Annotated in this window: 15 protein-coding genes and 1 riboswitch; of the genes, 6 read left to right on the top strand and 9 right to left on the bottom strand. The window is 73.9% G+C overall.

Annotated features, from left to right (window positions below):
• Window positions 1–157 precede the first annotated feature (157 nt).
• The 4 genes from ACWIX3_RS20410 to ACWIX3_RS20395 all read right to left on the bottom strand — a co-directional run bounded on the left by ACWIX3_RS20410 (window position 158) and on the right by ACWIX3_RS20395 (window position 4,523).
• Complete coding sequence (locus ACWIX3_RS20410) at window positions 158–1,225, bottom strand: DNA polymerase domain-containing protein (RefSeq protein ID WP_448609182.1); 1,068 nt, start codon at window positions 1,223–1,225, stop codon at window positions 158–160.
• Between the two features lie 86 nt (window positions 1,226–1,311).
• Window positions 1,312–2,871, bottom strand: a complete 1,560-nt coding sequence (locus ACWIX3_RS20405; protein WP_448609181.1) for an alpha/beta hydrolase — start codon at window positions 2,869–2,871, stop codon at window positions 1,312–1,314.
• Between the two features lie 160 nt (window positions 2,872–3,031).
• Entirely contained in the window at window positions 3,032–4,111 is a 1,080-nt protein-coding gene (locus ACWIX3_RS20400) for an ATP-dependent DNA ligase (protein WP_448609180.1), read from the bottom strand.
• Between the two features lie 49 nt (window positions 4,112–4,160).
• Entirely contained in the window at window positions 4,161–4,523 is a 363-nt protein-coding gene (locus ACWIX3_RS20395; RefSeq protein WP_448609179.1) for a peroxiredoxin, read from the bottom strand.
• A gap of 181 nt (window positions 4,524–4,704) precedes the next feature.
• Between ACWIX3_RS20395 and ACWIX3_RS20390 the strand changes: the two genes are divergently transcribed.
• Genes ACWIX3_RS20390 through ACWIX3_RS20380 form a run of 3 tightly spaced genes read left to right on the top strand, consistent with a single transcriptional unit; the run spans window position 4,705 to window position 5,725 of the window.
• Window positions 4,705–4,938 (top strand): type II toxin-antitoxin system Phd/YefM family antitoxin, encoded by a 234-nt coding sequence (locus ACWIX3_RS20390; RefSeq protein ID WP_448609178.1) that lies wholly within the window; start codon window positions 4,705–4,707, stop codon window positions 4,936–4,938.
• On the top strand, window positions 4,935–5,321 hold the full coding sequence (locus tag ACWIX3_RS20385; protein WP_448609177.1) for a type II toxin-antitoxin system VapC family toxin: 387 nt from the start codon (window positions 4,935–4,937) through the stop codon (window positions 5,319–5,321). Before ACWIX3_RS20390 ends, ACWIX3_RS20385 begins: the two co-directional genes overlap by 4 nt.
• Window positions 5,322–5,323: 2 nt before the next feature.
• Window positions 5,324–5,725: a DoxX family protein gene (locus ACWIX3_RS20380; RefSeq protein WP_448609176.1), complete on the top strand. Its 402-nt coding sequence runs from the start codon at window positions 5,324–5,326 to the stop codon at window positions 5,723–5,725.
• On the opposite strand, the gene ACWIX3_RS20375 is transcribed toward ACWIX3_RS20380, so the two are convergent.
• Together ACWIX3_RS20375 and treZ are read right to left on the bottom strand one after the other, a co-directional pair.
• The gene (locus tag ACWIX3_RS20375) at window positions 5,700–6,422 is read right to left on the bottom strand and encodes a dihydrofolate reductase family protein (protein ID WP_448609175.1); all 723 of its coding nucleotides are present in this window, start codon (window positions 6,420–6,422) and stop codon (window positions 5,700–5,702) included. The genes ACWIX3_RS20380 and ACWIX3_RS20375 overlap by 26 nt on opposite strands.
• A gap of 1 nt (window position 6,423) precedes the next feature.
• Entirely contained in the window at window positions 6,424–8,196 is a 1,773-nt protein-coding gene (gene treZ, locus ACWIX3_RS20370) for a malto-oligosyltrehalose trehalohydrolase (RefSeq protein ID WP_448609174.1), read from the bottom strand.
• Between the two features lie 182 nt (window positions 8,197–8,378).
• On the opposite strand from treZ, the gene ACWIX3_RS20365 reads away from it, so the two are divergent.
• From ACWIX3_RS20365 to ACWIX3_RS20355, 3 genes are all read left to right on the top strand, one after another.
• A complete protein-coding gene (locus tag ACWIX3_RS20365) occupies window positions 8,379–9,413 on the top strand; it encodes an efflux RND transporter periplasmic adaptor subunit (protein WP_448609173.1) in 1,035 nt (344 codons plus the stop codon).
• A gap of 73 nt (window positions 9,414–9,486) precedes the next feature.
• Window positions 9,487–10,233 (top strand): ABC transporter ATP-binding protein, encoded by a 747-nt coding sequence (locus ACWIX3_RS20360; protein WP_448609172.1) that lies wholly within the window; start codon window positions 9,487–9,489, stop codon window positions 10,231–10,233.
• Window positions 10,230–11,450: an ABC transporter permease gene (locus ACWIX3_RS20355; RefSeq protein ID WP_448609171.1), complete on the top strand. Its 1,221-nt coding sequence runs from the start codon at window positions 10,230–10,232 to the stop codon at window positions 11,448–11,450. Before ACWIX3_RS20360 ends, ACWIX3_RS20355 begins: the two co-directional genes overlap by 4 nt.
• A 42-nt stretch (window positions 11,451–11,492) precedes the next feature.
• Here the strand turns inward: ACWIX3_RS20355 and ACWIX3_RS20350 are convergent, their stop codons facing one another.
• The 3 genes from ACWIX3_RS20350 to glgX form a co-directional block, all read right to left on the bottom strand.
• Window positions 11,493–12,074 (bottom strand): transglycosylase family protein, encoded by a 582-nt coding sequence (locus tag ACWIX3_RS20350; RefSeq protein WP_448609170.1) that lies wholly within the window; start codon window positions 12,072–12,074, stop codon window positions 11,493–11,495.
• A 3-nt stretch (window positions 12,075–12,077) separates the two neighbouring features.
• Window positions 12,078–12,245: riboswitch (cyclic di-AMP (ydaO/yuaA leader) on the bottom strand.
• A 308-nt stretch (window positions 12,246–12,553) separates the two neighbouring features.
• The gene (treY, locus tag ACWIX3_RS20345) at window positions 12,554–14,878 is read right to left on the bottom strand and encodes a malto-oligosyltrehalose synthase (RefSeq protein ID WP_448609169.1); all 2,325 of its coding nucleotides are present in this window, start codon (window positions 14,876–14,878) and stop codon (window positions 12,554–12,556) included.
• Entirely contained in the window at window positions 14,875–16,989 is a 2,115-nt protein-coding gene (gene glgX / locus ACWIX3_RS20340) for a glycogen debranching protein GlgX (RefSeq protein ID WP_448609168.1), read from the bottom strand. The genes treY and glgX overlap by 4 nt, the downstream gene beginning before the upstream one ends.
• Window positions 16,990–17,135: the final 146 nt, after the last annotated feature.

Raw genomic sequence — 17,135 nt, 5'->3', positions numbered from 1 at the left:
GTAGTGGACGCTCTGGCTGTGGAGCCCGATCGTCCGCGGTGCTCCGGGAGCGGCCTCAGCCGCCGTGAGGGGCGACCGGAGGACTACGCCCGATCCCCTGCAGGACGTGGGTCGTCTGCCGAGTGAGCGCTGTGCCTCCCTGGCGTCGAGCGCCGGGTCATCCGTCCGCGCTGGTCGGACGCCTGGCACGGCTCGGCTGCACCCGCATCGGCTCGCCCGGCATCTTCGGGTAGTCCGGGGGATAGGGCAGGTCGCCGAGGCCCTGGTCCGTGGCCTGCCGCTCGGCCAGCTCGAGCAGCGGCTCGATGCCGAACGCGTGGTCGGACAGCGCGGCGTGCTTGTCCCCGACCTCGCGGAAGCGCGCCGGCATGGTCAGCACGTCGAAGTCGGTCGGGTGGACGTCGAGCAGTTCGTCCCAGTCGACCGGGGCCGAGACCGGCGCGTGCGGCTTGGGCCGGATGGAGTACGCCGAGGCGATCGTGCGGTCCCGGGCCATCTGGTTGTAGTCGATGAAGATCTTCTCGCCGCGCTCCTCCTTCCACCACGACATCGTCACGCGCTCGGGGATCCGCCGCTCCAGCTCGCGGCCGAAGGCGATGACCGCGCGGCGCACCTCGGGGAAGGTCCAGCGCGGCTGGATGGGCACGTAGACGTGCACTCCGCGCCCGCCGGAGGTCTTCGGCCAGCCCTGCATGCCGAACTCCGCCAGGAGCTCCCGCACGTGCGGCGCCACCCGGACGGCGTCGGAGAAGTCGGTGCCCGGCTGCGGGTCCAGGTCGATGCGGATCTGGTCCGGCGACTCGACGTCGGACTTCGACACCGGCCACGGGTGGAACGTCAGCGTGCCGAGGTTCGCGCACCAGGCGACGACGGCCACCGAGTCCGGTGCGATCTCGTCCGCCGTCCGCCCGCTGGGGAAGGTGATGTGCGCCGTCGGCACCCAGTCGGGCGCGTTCTTGGGCACCCGCTTCTGGTAGAAGGCGTCGCCGGTGTTGTCCACGCGCGTGGACAGCCGCGCGCCCTCGAACACCCCGCCGGGCCAGCGCTCGAGCGTCGTCGGGCGGTCGCGCAGCGCGTGCAGGATCCCGCCGCCGACCGCGACGAAGTACTCGACCACGTCGATCTTGCGGATGCCGCGCTCGGCGAAGTACGGCTTCTCCGGGTTGGAGACGCGCACCTCGTGCCCGTCGACCTGCAGCAGGACGGCGTCCTTCGACGACGCCATCAGCGGCCCGACCGCGTGCGAGTGATCACCCGGCGCACCCTAGGCGAGCGGACCCGGGGCGTGGGCGCCCCGGCGTGCCGCACCACTCAGGCGGGGCAGGTCAGCCCGTCCTGCGGCACCACCAGGTCGATCAGGTAGGCGTTGACCGCCCCCGTCACGCAGTCGGTCTTCGGGTAGGCGGTGTGCCCCTGCCCCTGCCACGTGAGCAGGACGCCGGAGGTGAGGTCCTCGGCCATGTCCACCGCACCGGGCAGCGGGGTCACCGGGTCGCCGGAGTTGCCGATCACCAGGATCGGCGCCGCGCCCTCGGCGTCCCGCTCGGGGACCGGGGTCCGCTCGGCCTCCCACACCGTGCAGCTGTGCAGCCCCACGGCCGAGGCGGCGCCGAACAGCGGGAAGCGCTGGCCCCACTCGGTGGCCAGGGTGCGGATCTGCTCCTCGGGCAGCGCCGTCGCCGGGTCGGTGTCGGCGCAGTTGATCGCCTGGAGCGCGTCGAACAGGTTGGTGTAGCTGCCGTCCGGCAGCCGTTGGGCGTAGTCGTCGGCGAGGGAGAACAGCTGCTGCGCGTCGCCGTTGCGGGCGGCGGCCAGGCCCTGGATCAGCTGCGGCCAGCGGCCGGTGTCGTACATCGAGTGCAGGACGGCGGTCATGACCACGCCCGGCGTCGCCTGGCGGGTCTCGCCGGCCAGCGCGCTGGGGATGGGGGCAGTCGCGGCCTGCGCGAGCAGTTCGTCGAGGAAGCGCCGCGGCTCCGGGCCGAGGGGGCAGCCGGCGACCAGGCCGAGGCAGTTGGCCGCGAAGGCGTCGAAGCTCGCCTCCAGCGAGGCGGCCTGCTGCTCCGCCCGGGCGCGCGGGTCGTCGTCGGGGTCGACGGCGGCGTCGAGCACCAGCGCCCGCACCCGGTCGGGGAACAGCTCGGCGTAGGTCGAGCCCAGGGTGGTGCCGTACGAGTAGCCGAGATAGGTCAGCTGCGCGTCGCCGAGCGACTCCCGCAGCAGGTCCATGTCCCGCGCGGTGTCGACGGTGTTGAAGGTGCCCAGCGAGTCGGGGTACTGCTCGGCGCAGCCGTCGGCGACCTCCTGCTGCAGCGCGAAGGCCTCGTCGATCTGCTCCGGCGTGGTCGGCCGCGGCTCGGCCGCCACGATGCGGTCCTTGAGGTCCGGCGGGATGCACTCGACCGGCGTCGACAGCCCGACGCCGCGGGGGTCGAAGCCGACCACGTCGAAGCGGCGCAGCACGTCCTCGGGGAGGGTGAGCGACTGGCCGATCGCGGCCTCGGCGCCGGACCCGCCCGGGCCGCCGGGGTTGACGACCAGGGAGCCGATGCGGTCGGTCTGCTGGGCCCAGCGGGCGCGGACCAGGGTGAGCGGCAGCGTCTCGCCCTGCGGCTCGTCGTAGCTGATCGGCACCTCGGTGCGGCCGCACTCGAAGGCCAGGTCCCGTTCGCTGCCGGGGGTGCCGGCCAGCAGCCCGGAGATCTCGGCGTCGCAGTCGCTCCAGGCGATCTCCGCGGCCACCGGTCCGGCCGGCGCGGAGGACGCCGGGGCCGACGCCTCCGCCGCGGTGTCGTCCGAGGAGGAGGTGCAACCGGAGACCGCCACGAGCAGGCCGGAGGCAGCGGCGACCAGGCCGCGGGACAGGCGCATGGGTCACGAGGGTATGAGGCCGACCTGGACGGCGCAGGCAGTGCCCCGACCGGGTGGCGGACCGTGCAACTGAGCGTCACGCGGCCGGGACACGGTGTTGTTCGGCCCCCTGCAAGGTCCCGCCGCGGGCCTGCGAGCGGTGGGGGCAGGGGGTCCGCTCTCAGCCGGCGAAGACCTCCGCCAGGTCGTAGCGCACCGGCACCTCCAGCTGGTCGTAGGTGCAGCTGCGCGCCTCGCGGTCGGGCCGCCAGCGCAGGAACTGGCCGGTGTGCCGCAGCCGCCGTCCCTCCAGCTGGTCGTACTTGACCTCCACCACCAGCTCCGGGCGCAGCGGCACCCAGGAGAGGTCCTTGCCGGCGTTCCAGCGGCTCTGCGCGCCGGGCATCCGGTGCTCCTCGCCGTTCGCCCCGCTCACGACCTCCGCGTTCGCCCAGTCCTGCCACGGGTGCCCGTCGAGCGCCTCGGCCCGGTAGGGCGCCAGCTCCTCGACCAGCTCGGCCCGGCGGGCCATCGGGAAGGACGCCGCGACGCCGATGTGCTGCAGGTCACCGGAGTCGTCGTACAGGCCCAGCAGCAGCGACCCGACGATCGGGCCGCTCTTGTGCCAGCGGAACCCGGCGACCACGCAGTCGGCCGTGCGCACGTGCTTGACCTTGGTCATCAGCCGCTGGTCGGGGCCGTAGGGCAGGTCGGCGGGCTTGGCCACGATGCCGTCCAGCCCGGCGCCCTCGAACTGCTCGAACCAGCGCTTGGCGGTCACGGCGTCCTGGGTGATCGCCGTGACGTGGACCGAGTCGGTGCCGGTGACGACCTCGCGCAGCCGTGCCTGCCGCTGCGCGAACGGCACCTCCAGCAGCGGCTCGTCGCCGAACGCGAGCAGGTCGAAGGCCACGAAGGACGCCGGCGTCTGCTCCGCGAGCAGCCGGACGCGGGAATCGGCGGGGTGGATGCGCTGCAGGAGCGCCTCGAAGTGCAGCCGGTCGCCGTTGGGGACGACGATCTCGCCGTCGACCACGCAGCGTTCGGGCAGCGCCGCCTTGACCGCCTCGACCACCTCGGGGAAGTAGCGGGTCATCGGGCGCTCGTTGCGGCTGCCCAGCTCCACCTCGTCGCCGTCCCGGAAGACGATGCACCGGAAGCCGTCCCACTTCGGCTCGTAGAACATGCCCTCGGCGGTGGGCACCTTGGTGACGGCCTTGGCCAGCATCGGCTTCACCGGCGGCAGCAGGGGCAGGTCCATGCCGGTCAGTCAAGCAGTCACCGCCGCCGGAGGGCGGCGTGCGGCACGCTCAGTAGCTGAAGGTGGTGGCGCCCTCGTCGCCGATCCACTCCCACAGGGGAACCGTGCCCGCGAGCTCGGCTCCCTTGACCAGTCCGGCGGCATCCAGCTGCTTGGCGTTGAAACAGATCGGGCAGACGAACAGCCGCCCACCGGCCGCGGCGTAGCGTTCGAACAGGCTGGTCAGCGGGGGGCAGCCCTCGCACGCGGTCCCGACGGCCACCCCGTCCAGGGCCAGCCGCACGGCCTCCTTGGCCAGGAACATGGCGGTTGGACGGCCGGACTCGGCTGCTCCCACGGCCATGAGCATCGCGACGGTGACCGTCTCCGCGTCCTCGAGTCCGGTCCTCAGGCTGACCACTGCCTTGCCCATGGCTCTTCCTCCGCACGGTCGGGGAGGCGGACGCTAGGGGCGGCTCGGCACCGGCGCAGGAGTCGGAGGTCCCGCGGCAGCGGCCGGTGCTGTTCCGGTCGACAGCCCACCGTGCTCCTCGAGGCGTGCACCGGCCGGGCAGACCGCGTACGTGAACCGGGGCGCCAGTAGACTAGGTGACATGACCACCTCGGTCGGTGTGCACGAGGCCAAGACACACCTCTCGCGGCTGCTGGGGAGAGTCGCCGCAGGCGAGGAGGTCGAGATCACCAACCGCGGCCGGGTGGTGGCGCGACTGGTCGGGCCGGCCCGGCGAACGCCCAACTTCGACTTCGCCCGCAGCAACGTCTGGATCGCCGACGACTTCGACGAGCTGCCCGAGGACCTGCAGCGGGCGTTCGAGGGCGGGGAGTGAAGGTCCTCCTCGACACGCACGTCCTCGTGTGGGCCACCCACCGGTCCGCCCGGCTGGGCGCGGGCAGGCAGCTCATCCTCGACGCCGACCAGCGGCTGCTCTCCACGGTGTGCGTGTGGGAGCTGGCGGTCAAGCAACGCCTCGGCAAGCTCTCCATCGGGTCCGACGTCCGGACGTGGACGCGTCGTGTCACGACCGAGTTGGCCCTCGACCACCTACCCGTCACCGCCGACCACGCCGCCGCGGTCGAGCACCTGCCCGACGTCCACACCGACCCGTTCGACCGGCTCCTCGTCGCGCAGGCCGTCGCCGAAGGGGCCGTGCTGCTCACCGCGGACGGGCGGCTCATGGCGTACGGCGACAGCGTGCGGCTCGTCGGTTGACCGTGCCCCGCTCGAGGACGGACGACGCGGCGGCGTGGGCGCTGGCCGCGCTCATGGTGGGCAGCGGGGTCACCCACTTCACCTCGCCCGGCTACTACAGGGGCCTGGTGCCGTCGTGGCTGCCGGCGCGCTCGGCGCTGGTCGCGGTCAGCGGGGTGGCCGACATCGCCGCCGGCGTCCTCGTCGCGCTGCCGGCGACCCGTCGGACCGGTGCGTCGGCGACCGCCGCGCTCATCACGACCTATCTGCCCGCGCACCTCGACCCGCTCCGCCACCGGCGCACCGTGCAGCGGCCGTTCGACCGGCCGAGCGGCGTCACGGCGCGGGTCGCCGTCAACCTCGGCTACGTCGCCTGGGCAGCGGCGGTCGCCCGGCGCGCTAGCGGTCGACCGCGTACCGGGTGAACAGCACGCCGTCCTCCTCGAGCACCTGCACCAGCCGCGGGCGGACGACGGCTGCCAGCGCGCCGGCGACCAGCCGGTCCGGCCCACCGACCAGCGCCGGCGCCACCGAGAGGTCCAGCTCGTCGACCACCCCTGCCGTCAGCGCCGCCGACAGCAGGGCCGGCCCGCCTTCGCACAGCACCTGCTCGAGGCCGCGGTCGGCGAGCGCGTCCAGCGCCGCGGGCAGGTCGACGTCGTCGTCCCCGCAGACGAGCACCGTCACCCCGGCCGCAGCGAGGGCCGTGCGTCGCTCGGCGTCGGCTGCCGCGCAGGTGACCAGCAGCGTCGAGGGGACGGCGAGCCGGTCCCCGGGCGCCAGCGACGCCCGCCGCGAGACGACCGCGACGGGCGCCGACGCGGGCCGGCCGAGTGCCGTCCGCAGCCCGGTGACGTGCGGGTCGGCGTCCACCGGGCGGTAGCCCTCCGCGGCCGCCGTCCCGTGCCCCACCAGCACCACGTCGGCCAGCGCCCGCAGCGTCCGGAACACCCGCCTGTCGCCGGGCGAGCCGAGGCCGCCGCTGCGGCCCTGCACGGTCACCGAGCCGTCGAGGGAGGTGACGAAGTCCACCCGCAGCGACCGGCCGGCCGGCAGCCGGTAGGCCTCGACCAGGGCGCCGTCGTCCAGGTCGGGGGAGGGGTCGGGCAGCAGCCGCCGCACGTCAGCGAGTGCTGATCACGGCGGCGCTCTCGGGGGGCAGGGTCACCGTCGGGCCGTCCAGGGCGGGGAGCTCGCCGGTGGCGAAGAGGACGTCGACCGCGGGGCCGTCCAGGTCGACCTCCCGGGGCTGGTCGGCGAGGTTGGCCACCACCCGCAGCGTGCCGCGGTGCACGACGAGCCATCGGTCGGCGTCGTCCCAGGTGACGGCGACGTGCGTCAGGTCGGGGTCGACCAGGTCCGGATGGGCCCGGCGCAGCGCCAGGAGCGCCCGGTGGACGGCGAGCAGCATCCGGTGCGGCTCGCGCCCGGGCTCGTCCCAGTCCAGCTTCGAGCGGGTGAAGGTCTCCGGGTCCTGCGGGTCGGGCACCTCGTCGGCGTCCCACCCGTGCTCGGCGAACTCGCCCTTGCGTCCCTCGGCGGTGGCCCGGCCGATCTCCGGGTCGGTGTGGCTGGTGAAGAACTGCCACGGAGTCGAGGCGCCCCACTCCTCGCCCATGAAGAGCATCGGGGTGAAGGGGCTGGTCAGCACGAGCGTCGCGCCGACGGCGAGCAGGCCGGGGGAGAGGGACGCCGAGATGCGGTCGCCCACCGCCCGGTTGCCGATCTGGTCGTGGTCCTGCAGGTAGCCCAGGAACTTCCAGCCGGGCAGCAGCGCGGTGTCGACCGGCCGGCCGTGGTGCCGGCGGCGGAAGCTCGACCACGCGCCGTCGTGGAAGAACGCGCCGGTCAGCGTCTTGGCCAGCCCGGCGAGCCCCGCCGCGGCGAAGTCGCCGTAGTAGCCCTGGCTCTCCCCGGTCAGGGAGGAGTGCAGCGCGTGGTGGAAGTCGTCGCTCCACTGCGCGTGGATCCCCGTGCCGTTGGCCACCCGCGGGGTGACCATGCGCGGGTCGTTGAGGTCGCTCTCGGCGATCAGCGTGAGCGGCCGGCCCTCGGCGACCGACAGCCTGTCGACCTCCCGCGCCATCTCCTCGAGCACGTGGGTGGCCCGCTCGTCGACCAGCGCGTGCACGGCGTCCAGCCGCAGCCCGTCGACGTGCATGTCGCCCAGCCACATGAGCGCGTTGTCGATGATGTAGCGGCGCACCTCGTCGGAGTCGGGGCCGGAGAGGTTGACCGAGCTGCCCCAGGTGTTCGCGCCGCCCTCGCTGAAGATCGGCATGAACAGCGGCAGGTAGTTCCCCGACGGGCCCAGGTGGTTGTAGACGACGTCCTGGATGACACCGAGGCCACGCTGGTGGCAGGAGTCGACGAAGCGCTGGTAGGCCGCGGGCCCGCCGTAGCTCTCCTGCACCGTGTACCAGAGGACGCCGTCGTAGCCCCAGTTGTGCGTGCCGTCGAAGCCGTTCACCGGGAGCAGCTCGACGAAGTCGACGCCGAGGTCGACCAGGTGGTCCAGCTTCCCGACGGCGGCGTCGAGGGTGCCCTCGGGGGTGAAGGTGCCGACGTGCATCTCGTAGACCACGCCGCCGGCCAGCGGGCGGCCGGTCCACGCCCGGTCACCCCACTCGTACGAGGCCGGGTCGTAGCGGCGGGACAGCCCGTGCACGCCCTCGGGCTGACGACGCGAGCGCGGGTCGGGGTAGACCTTCCCGCCCCCCTCCCCGCCGTCCCCGTCGCCGAGCAGGAAGCCGTAGTCGGCCTCGGGGCCGGCCTCGACCTCGGCGCGCCACCAGCCGCCCTCCTCCCGGCGCATGTCGTGCACCGACCCCTCGACCTGCAGCCGGACCCGCTCCGGGATCGGCGCCCAGACGGCGAACTCGACGGCAGCGGACATGCAGGGGCCTCCAGGGGAGATCGGGGTCGTTCTGTGGCGGTCCGGGGGTCATGCCCGCCCGGGCGGCCGCCAACCACGCGATCCCGGCGTGCCGCGCGTCACTCCGCATCCGGAGCGCCCCGGTGTCATTACCGTGCGCACTCACCGGTGCCGGAGGGCGCCATCCCGCCCCGAGGAGCGCCATGAACACGGTCCGCACCGTCGTCTTCCCGGCCCTCCGTCTGCTGGTGTGGACCGTCATCGCCCTCGCCCTCGTGGTCCTCGCCTTCCGCGGCGGCAGCGGGGAGGCCGCGCCGGTGTCGGGCGGGGCGCCGCCGGTCGACCTCACCTCCCCGGTGGTCCCGGTCGCCCGCGGCACGGTCGCCAACACCGTGACCGTGCAGGGCACCGTGGTCGCCGACGCCACCGTCCCGGTCAGGGCCACCAAGGCCGGCGCCGTCCGCCGGGTGCTGGTCGAGGCCGGCGACGTCGTCCAGGCCGGCGACGCGGTGCTCGAGGTCCGCTGGGAGGAGGAGCGGGAGCCGGTCGCGGGCACCGCCGCCGAGGGCGGCCCCACCAGCACGCCCCGCGCCCCGATCGTCCGGACGGCCACCGTCCCCGCGCCCACGGCCGGCACCGTCACCGCCGTCGACGTGCTGGCCGACCAGGTCGTCGCGGTCGGCGACCGGGTCGCCGGCATCTCACCGGGCTCGCTGTCGGTGACCGCGACGCTGACCCAGGACGACCAGTTCCGGCTGCTCGCCCCGCCCTCCACCGCGCAGGTCGAGGCGCAGGGCGGCCCCGCCCCGTTCACCTGCACCGACCTCGCGCTCGGCGCCCCGGCCGCGACGGACGACGCCGGCGGCGACCAGGCCGCGGTCGTCGCCGACCCGGCGTCTGCCGGGACCGGGCAGGGCGGCACGACCGCCCGCTGCCGGGTCCCCGCCGGGACGACGGTCTTCGCGGGCATGGCCGCCACCGTGGTCGTGGACGCCGGGGTGGCGGAGGACGTGCTGGTCGTCCCGGTGACCGCGGTCCAGGGCTCGGTGCAGCAGGGCAACGTGTGGGTGGTCGGGGCCGACGGCGCCCAGGAGCAGCGCGCGGTGGTGCTCGGACTCACCGACGGCGACCAGATCGAGGTCCGCGAGGGCCTGGCCGAGGGCGACCAGGTGCTCATGTTCGTGCCCGTGCCCGACGACACGGTGGAGAGCCCGGGCATGGCGGGGCCGTTCGGATGAGCGAGCGGGCGAGCTCGGCGATGGGCGGAGCAGTCCGGCGAACCCGGTCGACGAGTGCCGGGGAGGAGGCGGCGTGAGTCTGCTGGCGCTGAGCGGCATCAGCCGCGAGGTCGCGCTGCCCGACGGCGGCGTGCTGCCGATCCTCACCGGGGTCGACCTCGAGGTGGCCGCGGGCGAGCACGTGGCGATCGTCGGCCGCTCCGGGTCGGGCAAGTCGACGCTGCTCAACATCCTGGGCCTGCTCGACACCCCGACGGCCGGGGAGTACCTCCTGGACGGCGAGCCGACCGACGCGCTGCGAGCCCGCCGCCGCGCCCGGCTGCGCGGCGAGGTCTTCGGCTTCGTCTTCCAGCAGTTCAACCTGCTGCCCCGGCGCACCGCGGAGGAGAACGTCGCCGCGCCGCTGCTCTACGCCCGCGGCCGGGACTACCTGCGCCGGCACCGGACGGCGCGCGAGCTGCTCGACCGCGTAGGCCTGGGCGCCCGTGCCGACACGGTCCCCGAGCGGCTCTCGGGCGGTGAGCAGCAGCGGGTCGCGATTGCCCGGGCGCTGGTGCGCTCGCCGCGGGTGGTGCTTGCCGACGAGCCGACCGGCGCCCTCGACGTCGAGACCGGCGCCCAGGTGATGGCGCTGCTGGCCGAGGCCACCGCGGAGGGCGGCGCCGCCCTGGTCACCATCACCCACGACCTCGGCGTCGCCCGGCGGGCCGACCGGCGCTACCGGCTCGACGCCGGCCGGCTGACCCCGCTGGTCGACCCGGCGCCGGCGCCGGTCGTCCCCGCGCCCGCGGCCGCCCCGCTCGAGGAGGCGCTGCCGTGATCCCCGTGCTGGCCACCCTCGCCGAGGCGTGGAGCGAGGTGCGGGTGCACAGGGCCCGCGTGGTGCTCTCCCTCGTCGGCGTCTTCCTCGCCGTCTTCGCCATGACGACGGTGACCGCGCTCGGCCTGCTCGTCGCCCAGGTCCAGCAGGAACAGGGGGAGCGGATGGGCGGTCGCGCCGCGACCATCGGGGTCACCGCGTACGACCCGCAGACCGGGATGCCGCCGGACCCGCAGGAGTGGGACGCCGCCGTGGCCGACCTCACCGAGCGGTACGGGATCACCGCCACGGCCAGGATCGGGTACGAGGAGACCCGCTTCCGGTTGCCCGGCGGTACCCAGGCCGTGCAGACCAAGCGCGTCTCGCCGTCGTACGGGCAGCTGCACCGCATCGAGCCGGTAGAGGGCCGCTGGCTGCGCGAGGGCGACCGCGACAGCCTGGCGCCGGCCGTCGTCGTCAACGAGGCGTTCCTCGGCGCGCTCGGCGTCCCGGACCTCTCCTCCCGCCCGACGGTCGTCATCGGCGGGGAGACCCCCGTGCGTGCGGCGGTGGTCGGCGTCGTCCGCGAGGGGTACGCCGACGAGCTGCTCGCCTACCGGGTGGACCGCTCCGCCGGTCCGTGGGACGCGCCGCGCGAGGCCGACCCGTCGGCGATGGCGTTCGGCCCGTCCACGCTGGAGCTCTGGGTGCCGGCGGAGCAGGCCGACGACGTCATGTCCGTCGTCATGAACGACCTCGGGCTGGCGCTGGGTGGCGTGCAGGTCGACGCCTACCGGCAGGACTCGCAGGGCCTGGAGGAGACGCTCGGCATGCTCCGCCTGGCGATCCGCGGGGCCGGCGTCGTCGTGCTGGTCCTCGGCGGGCTGGGTGTGCTCAACATCGGGCTGGTGACGGTGCGCCAGCGGATCCGGGAGATCGGGGTCCGGCGCAGCTTCGGCGCCACCTCGTCGCGCGTCTTCTCGGCGATCATGCTGGAGAGCGTCTGCGCCACGTTCCTCGCCGGGCTCGCCGCGGTGGCCCTGTCGGTGGTCCTGGTGCGCAACCTGCCGCTGGAGCAGCTGCTCAACAGCGGCGTCCCGCTGGCCGAGATCCCGGCCTTCCCGGTCGCCGCGGCGGTCGAGGGGTTGGTGGCGGCCACCGCGGTCGGCGCGCTGGCCGGGCTGCTGCCCGCGGTCATCGCCGTCCGGGCGAGGGTCATCGACGCCATCCGCTTCTGAGGGCCCGGCGGCCGGGGGAGTCCCCCCGGCCGCCGGTCCGCCTCACGGCAGCTGCAGCACCTGGCCGACCGAGATCTGGTGCGGGGTGCTCAGCTGGTCGTCGTTGGCGGCGTACAGCGCCTGCCAGCCACCCGCGACGCCCTGCTGCGCGGCGATGCGGCCGAGCGTGTCACCGGCCTGCACCGTGTAGGTACCCCCACCGGCGGCGGCCGGCGCGGAGGCCACGGCTGCGACCACCGGGGCCGCGCCGGCCTCGGGGGCCGAGGGGTTCAGCCCCTTGCCGCAGGTCGGCCAGGCCCCCGGGCCCTGCCCGTCGAGCGTGCGCTCGGCGACGGCGATCTGCTGCGCCTTGGTGGCCAGGTCGGCGCGCGGGGCGTACTCGGTGCCGCCGTACGCGGCCCAGGTGCTCTGGCTGAACTGCAGGCCGCCGTAGTAGCCGTTGCCGGTGTTGATGGCCCAGTTGCCGCTGGACTCGCACTGCGCGACGGCGTCCCAGTCGTTCGGGGCGGCCGCCGAGGCGGGTGCGGCGAGGGCGCCGAGGGAGACGGCGGCGGCGCCGCCGAGCACCACGGCGCCGCGGCGCAGGGCGCGTGCGGGCGTGCGGGAAGACGAGGACGAACTCATGGGGGACTCCCGATCCGCCGCCTGCGAGGTGAGCTGTCGGGTTCGGAGCGATCGGTGCCCCGGCCGTGCGCACACGGCTTCACCCCGAGGCGCCCGGCCGGACCGGCCGGGCACCGAGATGGGTCCCCCACCCCCGTCCTGGCTGTGCAGGAGGTACGGCGGCCGACGGACGGGGTTCGGCGGATCGGCTCCGGCACCCGGTCCCGGATGGGGGGTGCCGGGACAAGGTAACGGTCAGGTCACGGCGGTTCACCTCGTGCCGCAGGGGCAACGGGCGTGACGTGGCAGGCCGTCGGGACCGGGACCGGGCAGACCGCCTGGTCACGTCCCCGCGGGCGCGCGGGCACCCGCGGGGACGTGAGCTGCATCCCATTTCGGCCCCGCCGGCCCCTTCCGGAGCTCGGTGAGGGTGCTGGAACGGCCCCCCTGCAGGGTCCCGCCGCGAGCCTGCGAGCCGTGGGGGGCAGGGGGGTCCTTCGTCAGTCCCGGACCAGCAGGGCGACCGGTAGCCGCTCGAGCAGTCCGCCCACCGGCAGGCCCTCGGCGTCGGAGACGAAACGTCCGCCGGTGAGCAGGTCCCGCCAGGGCCCGGTCGGCAGCTGCAGCGCCGTGTCGGTCCAGCCGACGATCGACAGGCCCACGGGCAGCCGGGTCGCCACGGGCACCACACCGCCCCGGTCGAAGGCGACCACGTGGTCGGCGGCGACCCCGCTGGCCGCCACCGGCTCGTACCCGCCGAACCACTCCGGGTGCTCCCGGCGGGCCCGCAGCACGCGGGAGACGACGAGCAGCTTGGCCGCGCCGGTGTCGTCGACCCCGGGCACCTCGCCGGCGTCGAGCCGGGCCAGCAGCCGGCGGCGCTGCTCGTAGTCGACCGGACGGCGGTTGTCCGGGTCCACCAGCGAGAGGTCCCACAGCTCGGTGCCCTGGTAGACGTCCGGGACGCCGGGCATCGTCAGCTGCAGCAGCTTCTGCGCCAGCGAGTTCGACCGGCCGAAGGGCGCGATGCGGGCGACGAACTGCTCGATCCCGGCGGCGGTCCGTTCGTCGTCGTAGGCCGCGTCGACCATCGCGTGGAGCGCCGACTCGAACTCCTCGTCGACGTCGGTCCAGGTCGTCGACGTGCCCGCCTCCCGGGCCGCCTTCTCCGCGTAGCCGTGCGCCCGCTCGCGCGACAGCGGCCACGCGCCCACCAGGTTCTGCCACACCAGGTGCGCCAGCGGGCGGTCGGGCAGCGGGTGCCGGGTCAGCAGGTCGCGGACCAGGTCGGCCCACTCGGCCCCCAGCTCGGCGAGCACGGCCAGCCGGGCGCGGGTGTCCTCGCTGCGCTTGGTGTCGTGGGTCGACAGCGTGGTCATCGACTCCGGCTTGCGCTCCGCCCGGCGCTGCTGCGCCTCGTGGAACTCCGCGACGGTGCTGCCGAACCGCGCCGGGTCGCCGCCGACCTCGTTGAGGGCCACGAACCGCGCCCACCGGTAGTAGGCGCTGTCCTCCACCCCCTTGGCCATGACCGGCCCGCTGGTCTGCTCGAAGCGGGTGGCCGCCTCGGTCCCGGCCTGGGAGAGCACCGGGTGCAGCGCGTCGAGTGCGGCGGCGAGGTCGGGACGGCGCTCCCGCACGGCGGCCACGGTGCCGTCGAGGTGCTCGCGGCCGTCGGGCAGGTAGGAACGGTAGACCGGGAAGCTGGCCAGCAGCTCGGCCAGCGCCTCGGTCTGCTGCTCACGAGGAACGCCGGGCAGCTCACCGATGACCCGCACCAGCCGGGCCACCTCCGAGCCGAGGATCCCGTCGGTCACCTCGCGCTTGCTCATCCGCACCAGCTCGGCGTAGTCGACCGGGGCGCCGACGAGCTCGGTGTCCAGCGCGCTGAGCACCGCCGCGCCGGCCGGGTCCACCAGCACGTCGTCGACCTCGGCCAGCGCGTCGTAGCCCGTCGTACCGGCGGTCCGCCACGACTCCGGCAGGTCCTCACCGGGCTCGAGGATCTTCTCCACCACGGTCCACCGGCCGCCGGAGGCCTCGGCCAGCCGGTCGAGGTAGCCCTTGGGGTCGGCCAGGCCGTCGGGGTGGTCGATCCGCAGCCCGTCGACCGCACCGGCCGCGACCAGGTCCAGCACGAGCCGGTGCGTCGCCTCGAAGACCGCCGGGTCCTCCGCGCGCAGCCCGGCGAGGGTGTTGATCGCGAAGAACCGGCGGTAGTTCAGGTCGCGGTCGGCGCGCCGCCAGTCGACCAGCTCGTAGTGCTGCCGGTCGTGCACCTCCTGCGGCGTGCCCTCACCGGTGCCCGGCGCGATGGGGAAGCGGTTGTCGTAGTACCGCAGCTCGCCGTCGACGACCTCCAGCTTCTCGATGTCGTCCGCCGACCCCAGCACCGGGATGCGCAGCCGGCCGCCGCCGAAGTCCCAGTCGATGTCGAACGCGGCCGCGTGCGCGCTGTCCCGGCCGTGCTGGAGCACGTCCCACCACCAGGGCGCCTCCGCCGGGTCGGCGACCCCCATGTGGTTGGGCACCAGGTCGAGCACCAGGCCAAGGCCGCGCTCGTGCAGTGCCGCGACCAGCCGGTCGAAGCCGGCCCGCCCGCCGCGGGACTCGTCGATGTGCGCGTGGTCCACGGTGTCGTAGCCGTGCGTGCTGCCCGACGCCGACCGCAGAAGCGGCGAGGCGTAGGCGTGGCTGACCCCGAGGTCGGCCAGGTAGCCGGCCAGGGACGCGGCGTCGTCCAGCGTGAAGTCGGCGGTGACCTGCAGCCGGTAGGTCCCCGTGGGGACGTCCCGGCGGCGGTCCTCGCTCAGCGGCTCGCTCACGACCGACGCGGCGCGCTGAGCACGACCATGGACCGGTCCTGCAGCGTCAGCGTCTCGCCGGGCTTGAACTCGCGCGGCTCCACCTCGTCCATCTCCGCGGTGTCGAGGACGACGGTCCACGTGCCGGCGTACTCCTCCGACGGGAGGCAGAAGTCCATCGTCTCGTGCGAGGCGTTGAAGGCCAGGTAGAAGTGGTCGTCGACGACGTCCTCACCGCGTTCGTCGGTGGACCGGATGCCGTGGCCGTTGAGGTACATGGCCAGCGACTTGGCGAAGCCGGCGTCCCAGTCGTCCTCGGTCATGAGGTCACCGGCCGGCGTCAGCCAGGCCACGTCCTGCACCGGGTCGTCCTGGCCGCGGCGCACCGGCCGGCCGTGGAAGAACCGGCGACGGCGGAACGTCGGGTGCTCGCGGCGGAGCCGGGTCACCAGCTTGGTGAACTCCAGCAGCCCCTCGTCGACCTCGTCCCAGTGGATCCAGGTCAGCGGCGAGTCCTGGCAGTAGCCGTTGTTGTTGCCCTGCTGGGTGCGGCCGAGCTCGTCGCCGTGCAGCAGCATCGGCACGCCCTGGCTGAGCATCAGCGTGGCCAGGAAGTTGCGCCGCTGCCGGGCACGCAGCGTGAGGACCTTCTTGTCGACGGTCGGTCCCTCCACCCCGCAGTTCCAGCTGCGGTTGTGGCTCTCGCCGTCGTTGTTGCCCTCGCCGTTGGCCTCGTTGTGCTTCTCGTTGTAGGAGACCAGGTCGGTGAGGGTGAACCCGTCGTGCGCGGTGACGAAGTTGATGCTCGCCACCGGACGCCGGCCGGAGTGCTGGTAGAGGTCGGCCGAGCCGGTCAGCCGGCTGGCGAACTCGCCGATGGTCGAGGGCTCACCGCGCCAGAAGTCGCGGACGGTGTCGCGGTACTTGCCGTTCCACTCGGTCCACAGGGCCGGGAAGTTGCCGACCTGGTAGCCGCCCTCGCCGACGTCCCACGGCTCGGCGATGAGCTTCACCTGGCTCACCACCGGGTCCTGGTGCACCAGGTCGAAGAAGGCCGACAGCCGGTCGACGGCGTGCAGCTCGCGGGCCAGCGTGGAGGCCAGGTCGAAGCGGAAGCCGTCGACGTGCATCTCGGTGACCCAGTACCGCAGCGAGTCCATGATCAGCTGCAGCGCCTGCGGGGTGCGGGCGTTCAGCGAGTTCCCGGTGCCGGTGTAGTCCATGTAGTACTGCGGGTCGTCCTCGACCAGCCGGTAGTAGGCCCGGTTGTCGATGCCCTTGAACGACAGCGTTGGACCGAGGTGGTTGCCCTCGGCGGTGTGGTTGTAGACCACGTCGAGGATGACCTCGATGCCCGCCTCGTGCAGGGTGCGGACCATCCCCTTGAACTCCTGCACGTGCATGCCGTTGCTGGTGTTGCTCGCGTACTCGTCGTGCGGCGCGAAGAAGCCGATGGTGTTGTAGCCCCAGTAGTTGCGCAGGCCCTTCTGCTGCAGGGTGTCGTCCTGCACGAACTGGTGCACCGGCATGAGCTCGATGGCGGTCACGCCGAGGTCCTGCAGGTAGGAGATGACCGCCGGGTGGGCGATGCCGGCGTAGGTGCCGCGCAGCTCCTCCGGGACGTCGGGGTGGGTCATCGTCAGGCCCTTCACGTGGGCCTCGTAGATGACGGTCTTGTGGTACGGCGTCCTCGGCGGGCGGTCGACGCCCCAGTCGAAGTACGGGTTGACGACGACGGACTTCGGCATGTGCGGCGCCGAGTTCTCGTCGTTGCGCTCACCGCTGTCGAAGTCGTAGCCGAAGACCGACGGATCCCAGTCGATCTGGCCGTCGATCGCCTTCGCGTAGGGGTCCAGCAGCAGCTTGTTGGGGTTGCAGCGCAGCCCCTGGGACGGGTCGTAGGGGCCGTGCACCCGGTAGCCGTAGCGCTGGCCGGGCTGGATCCCGGGGAGGAAGGCGTGCCAGACGTAGCCGTCCATCTCGGGGAGCCGGACGCGGGTCTCGGTGCCGTCGTCGTCGAAGAGGCACAGTTCGACCTTCTCGGCCACCTCGCTGAAGATCGCGAAGTTGGTGCCGGTGCCGTCGTAGGTCGCGCCGAGGGGGTAGGCGGTTCCAGGCCACACCTGGGTCATGGACGAGGTCCTCCTGTGCTGGCGCCCCCGGGGACGCCGGGGGCCGGTTGCCTCCCCGCCGCGCGGTGTCGTCGGGGAGACGCGGTGTCGTCGGGGAGATCGGTACGCGTGGTCTTTCCGACCCCTCGTGCCCGGGCGTGCCGCCG

The organism is Geodermatophilus sp. URMC 60, assembly GCF_053502585.1.
This window is presented reverse-complemented; position numbering and strand designations above follow the sequence as displayed.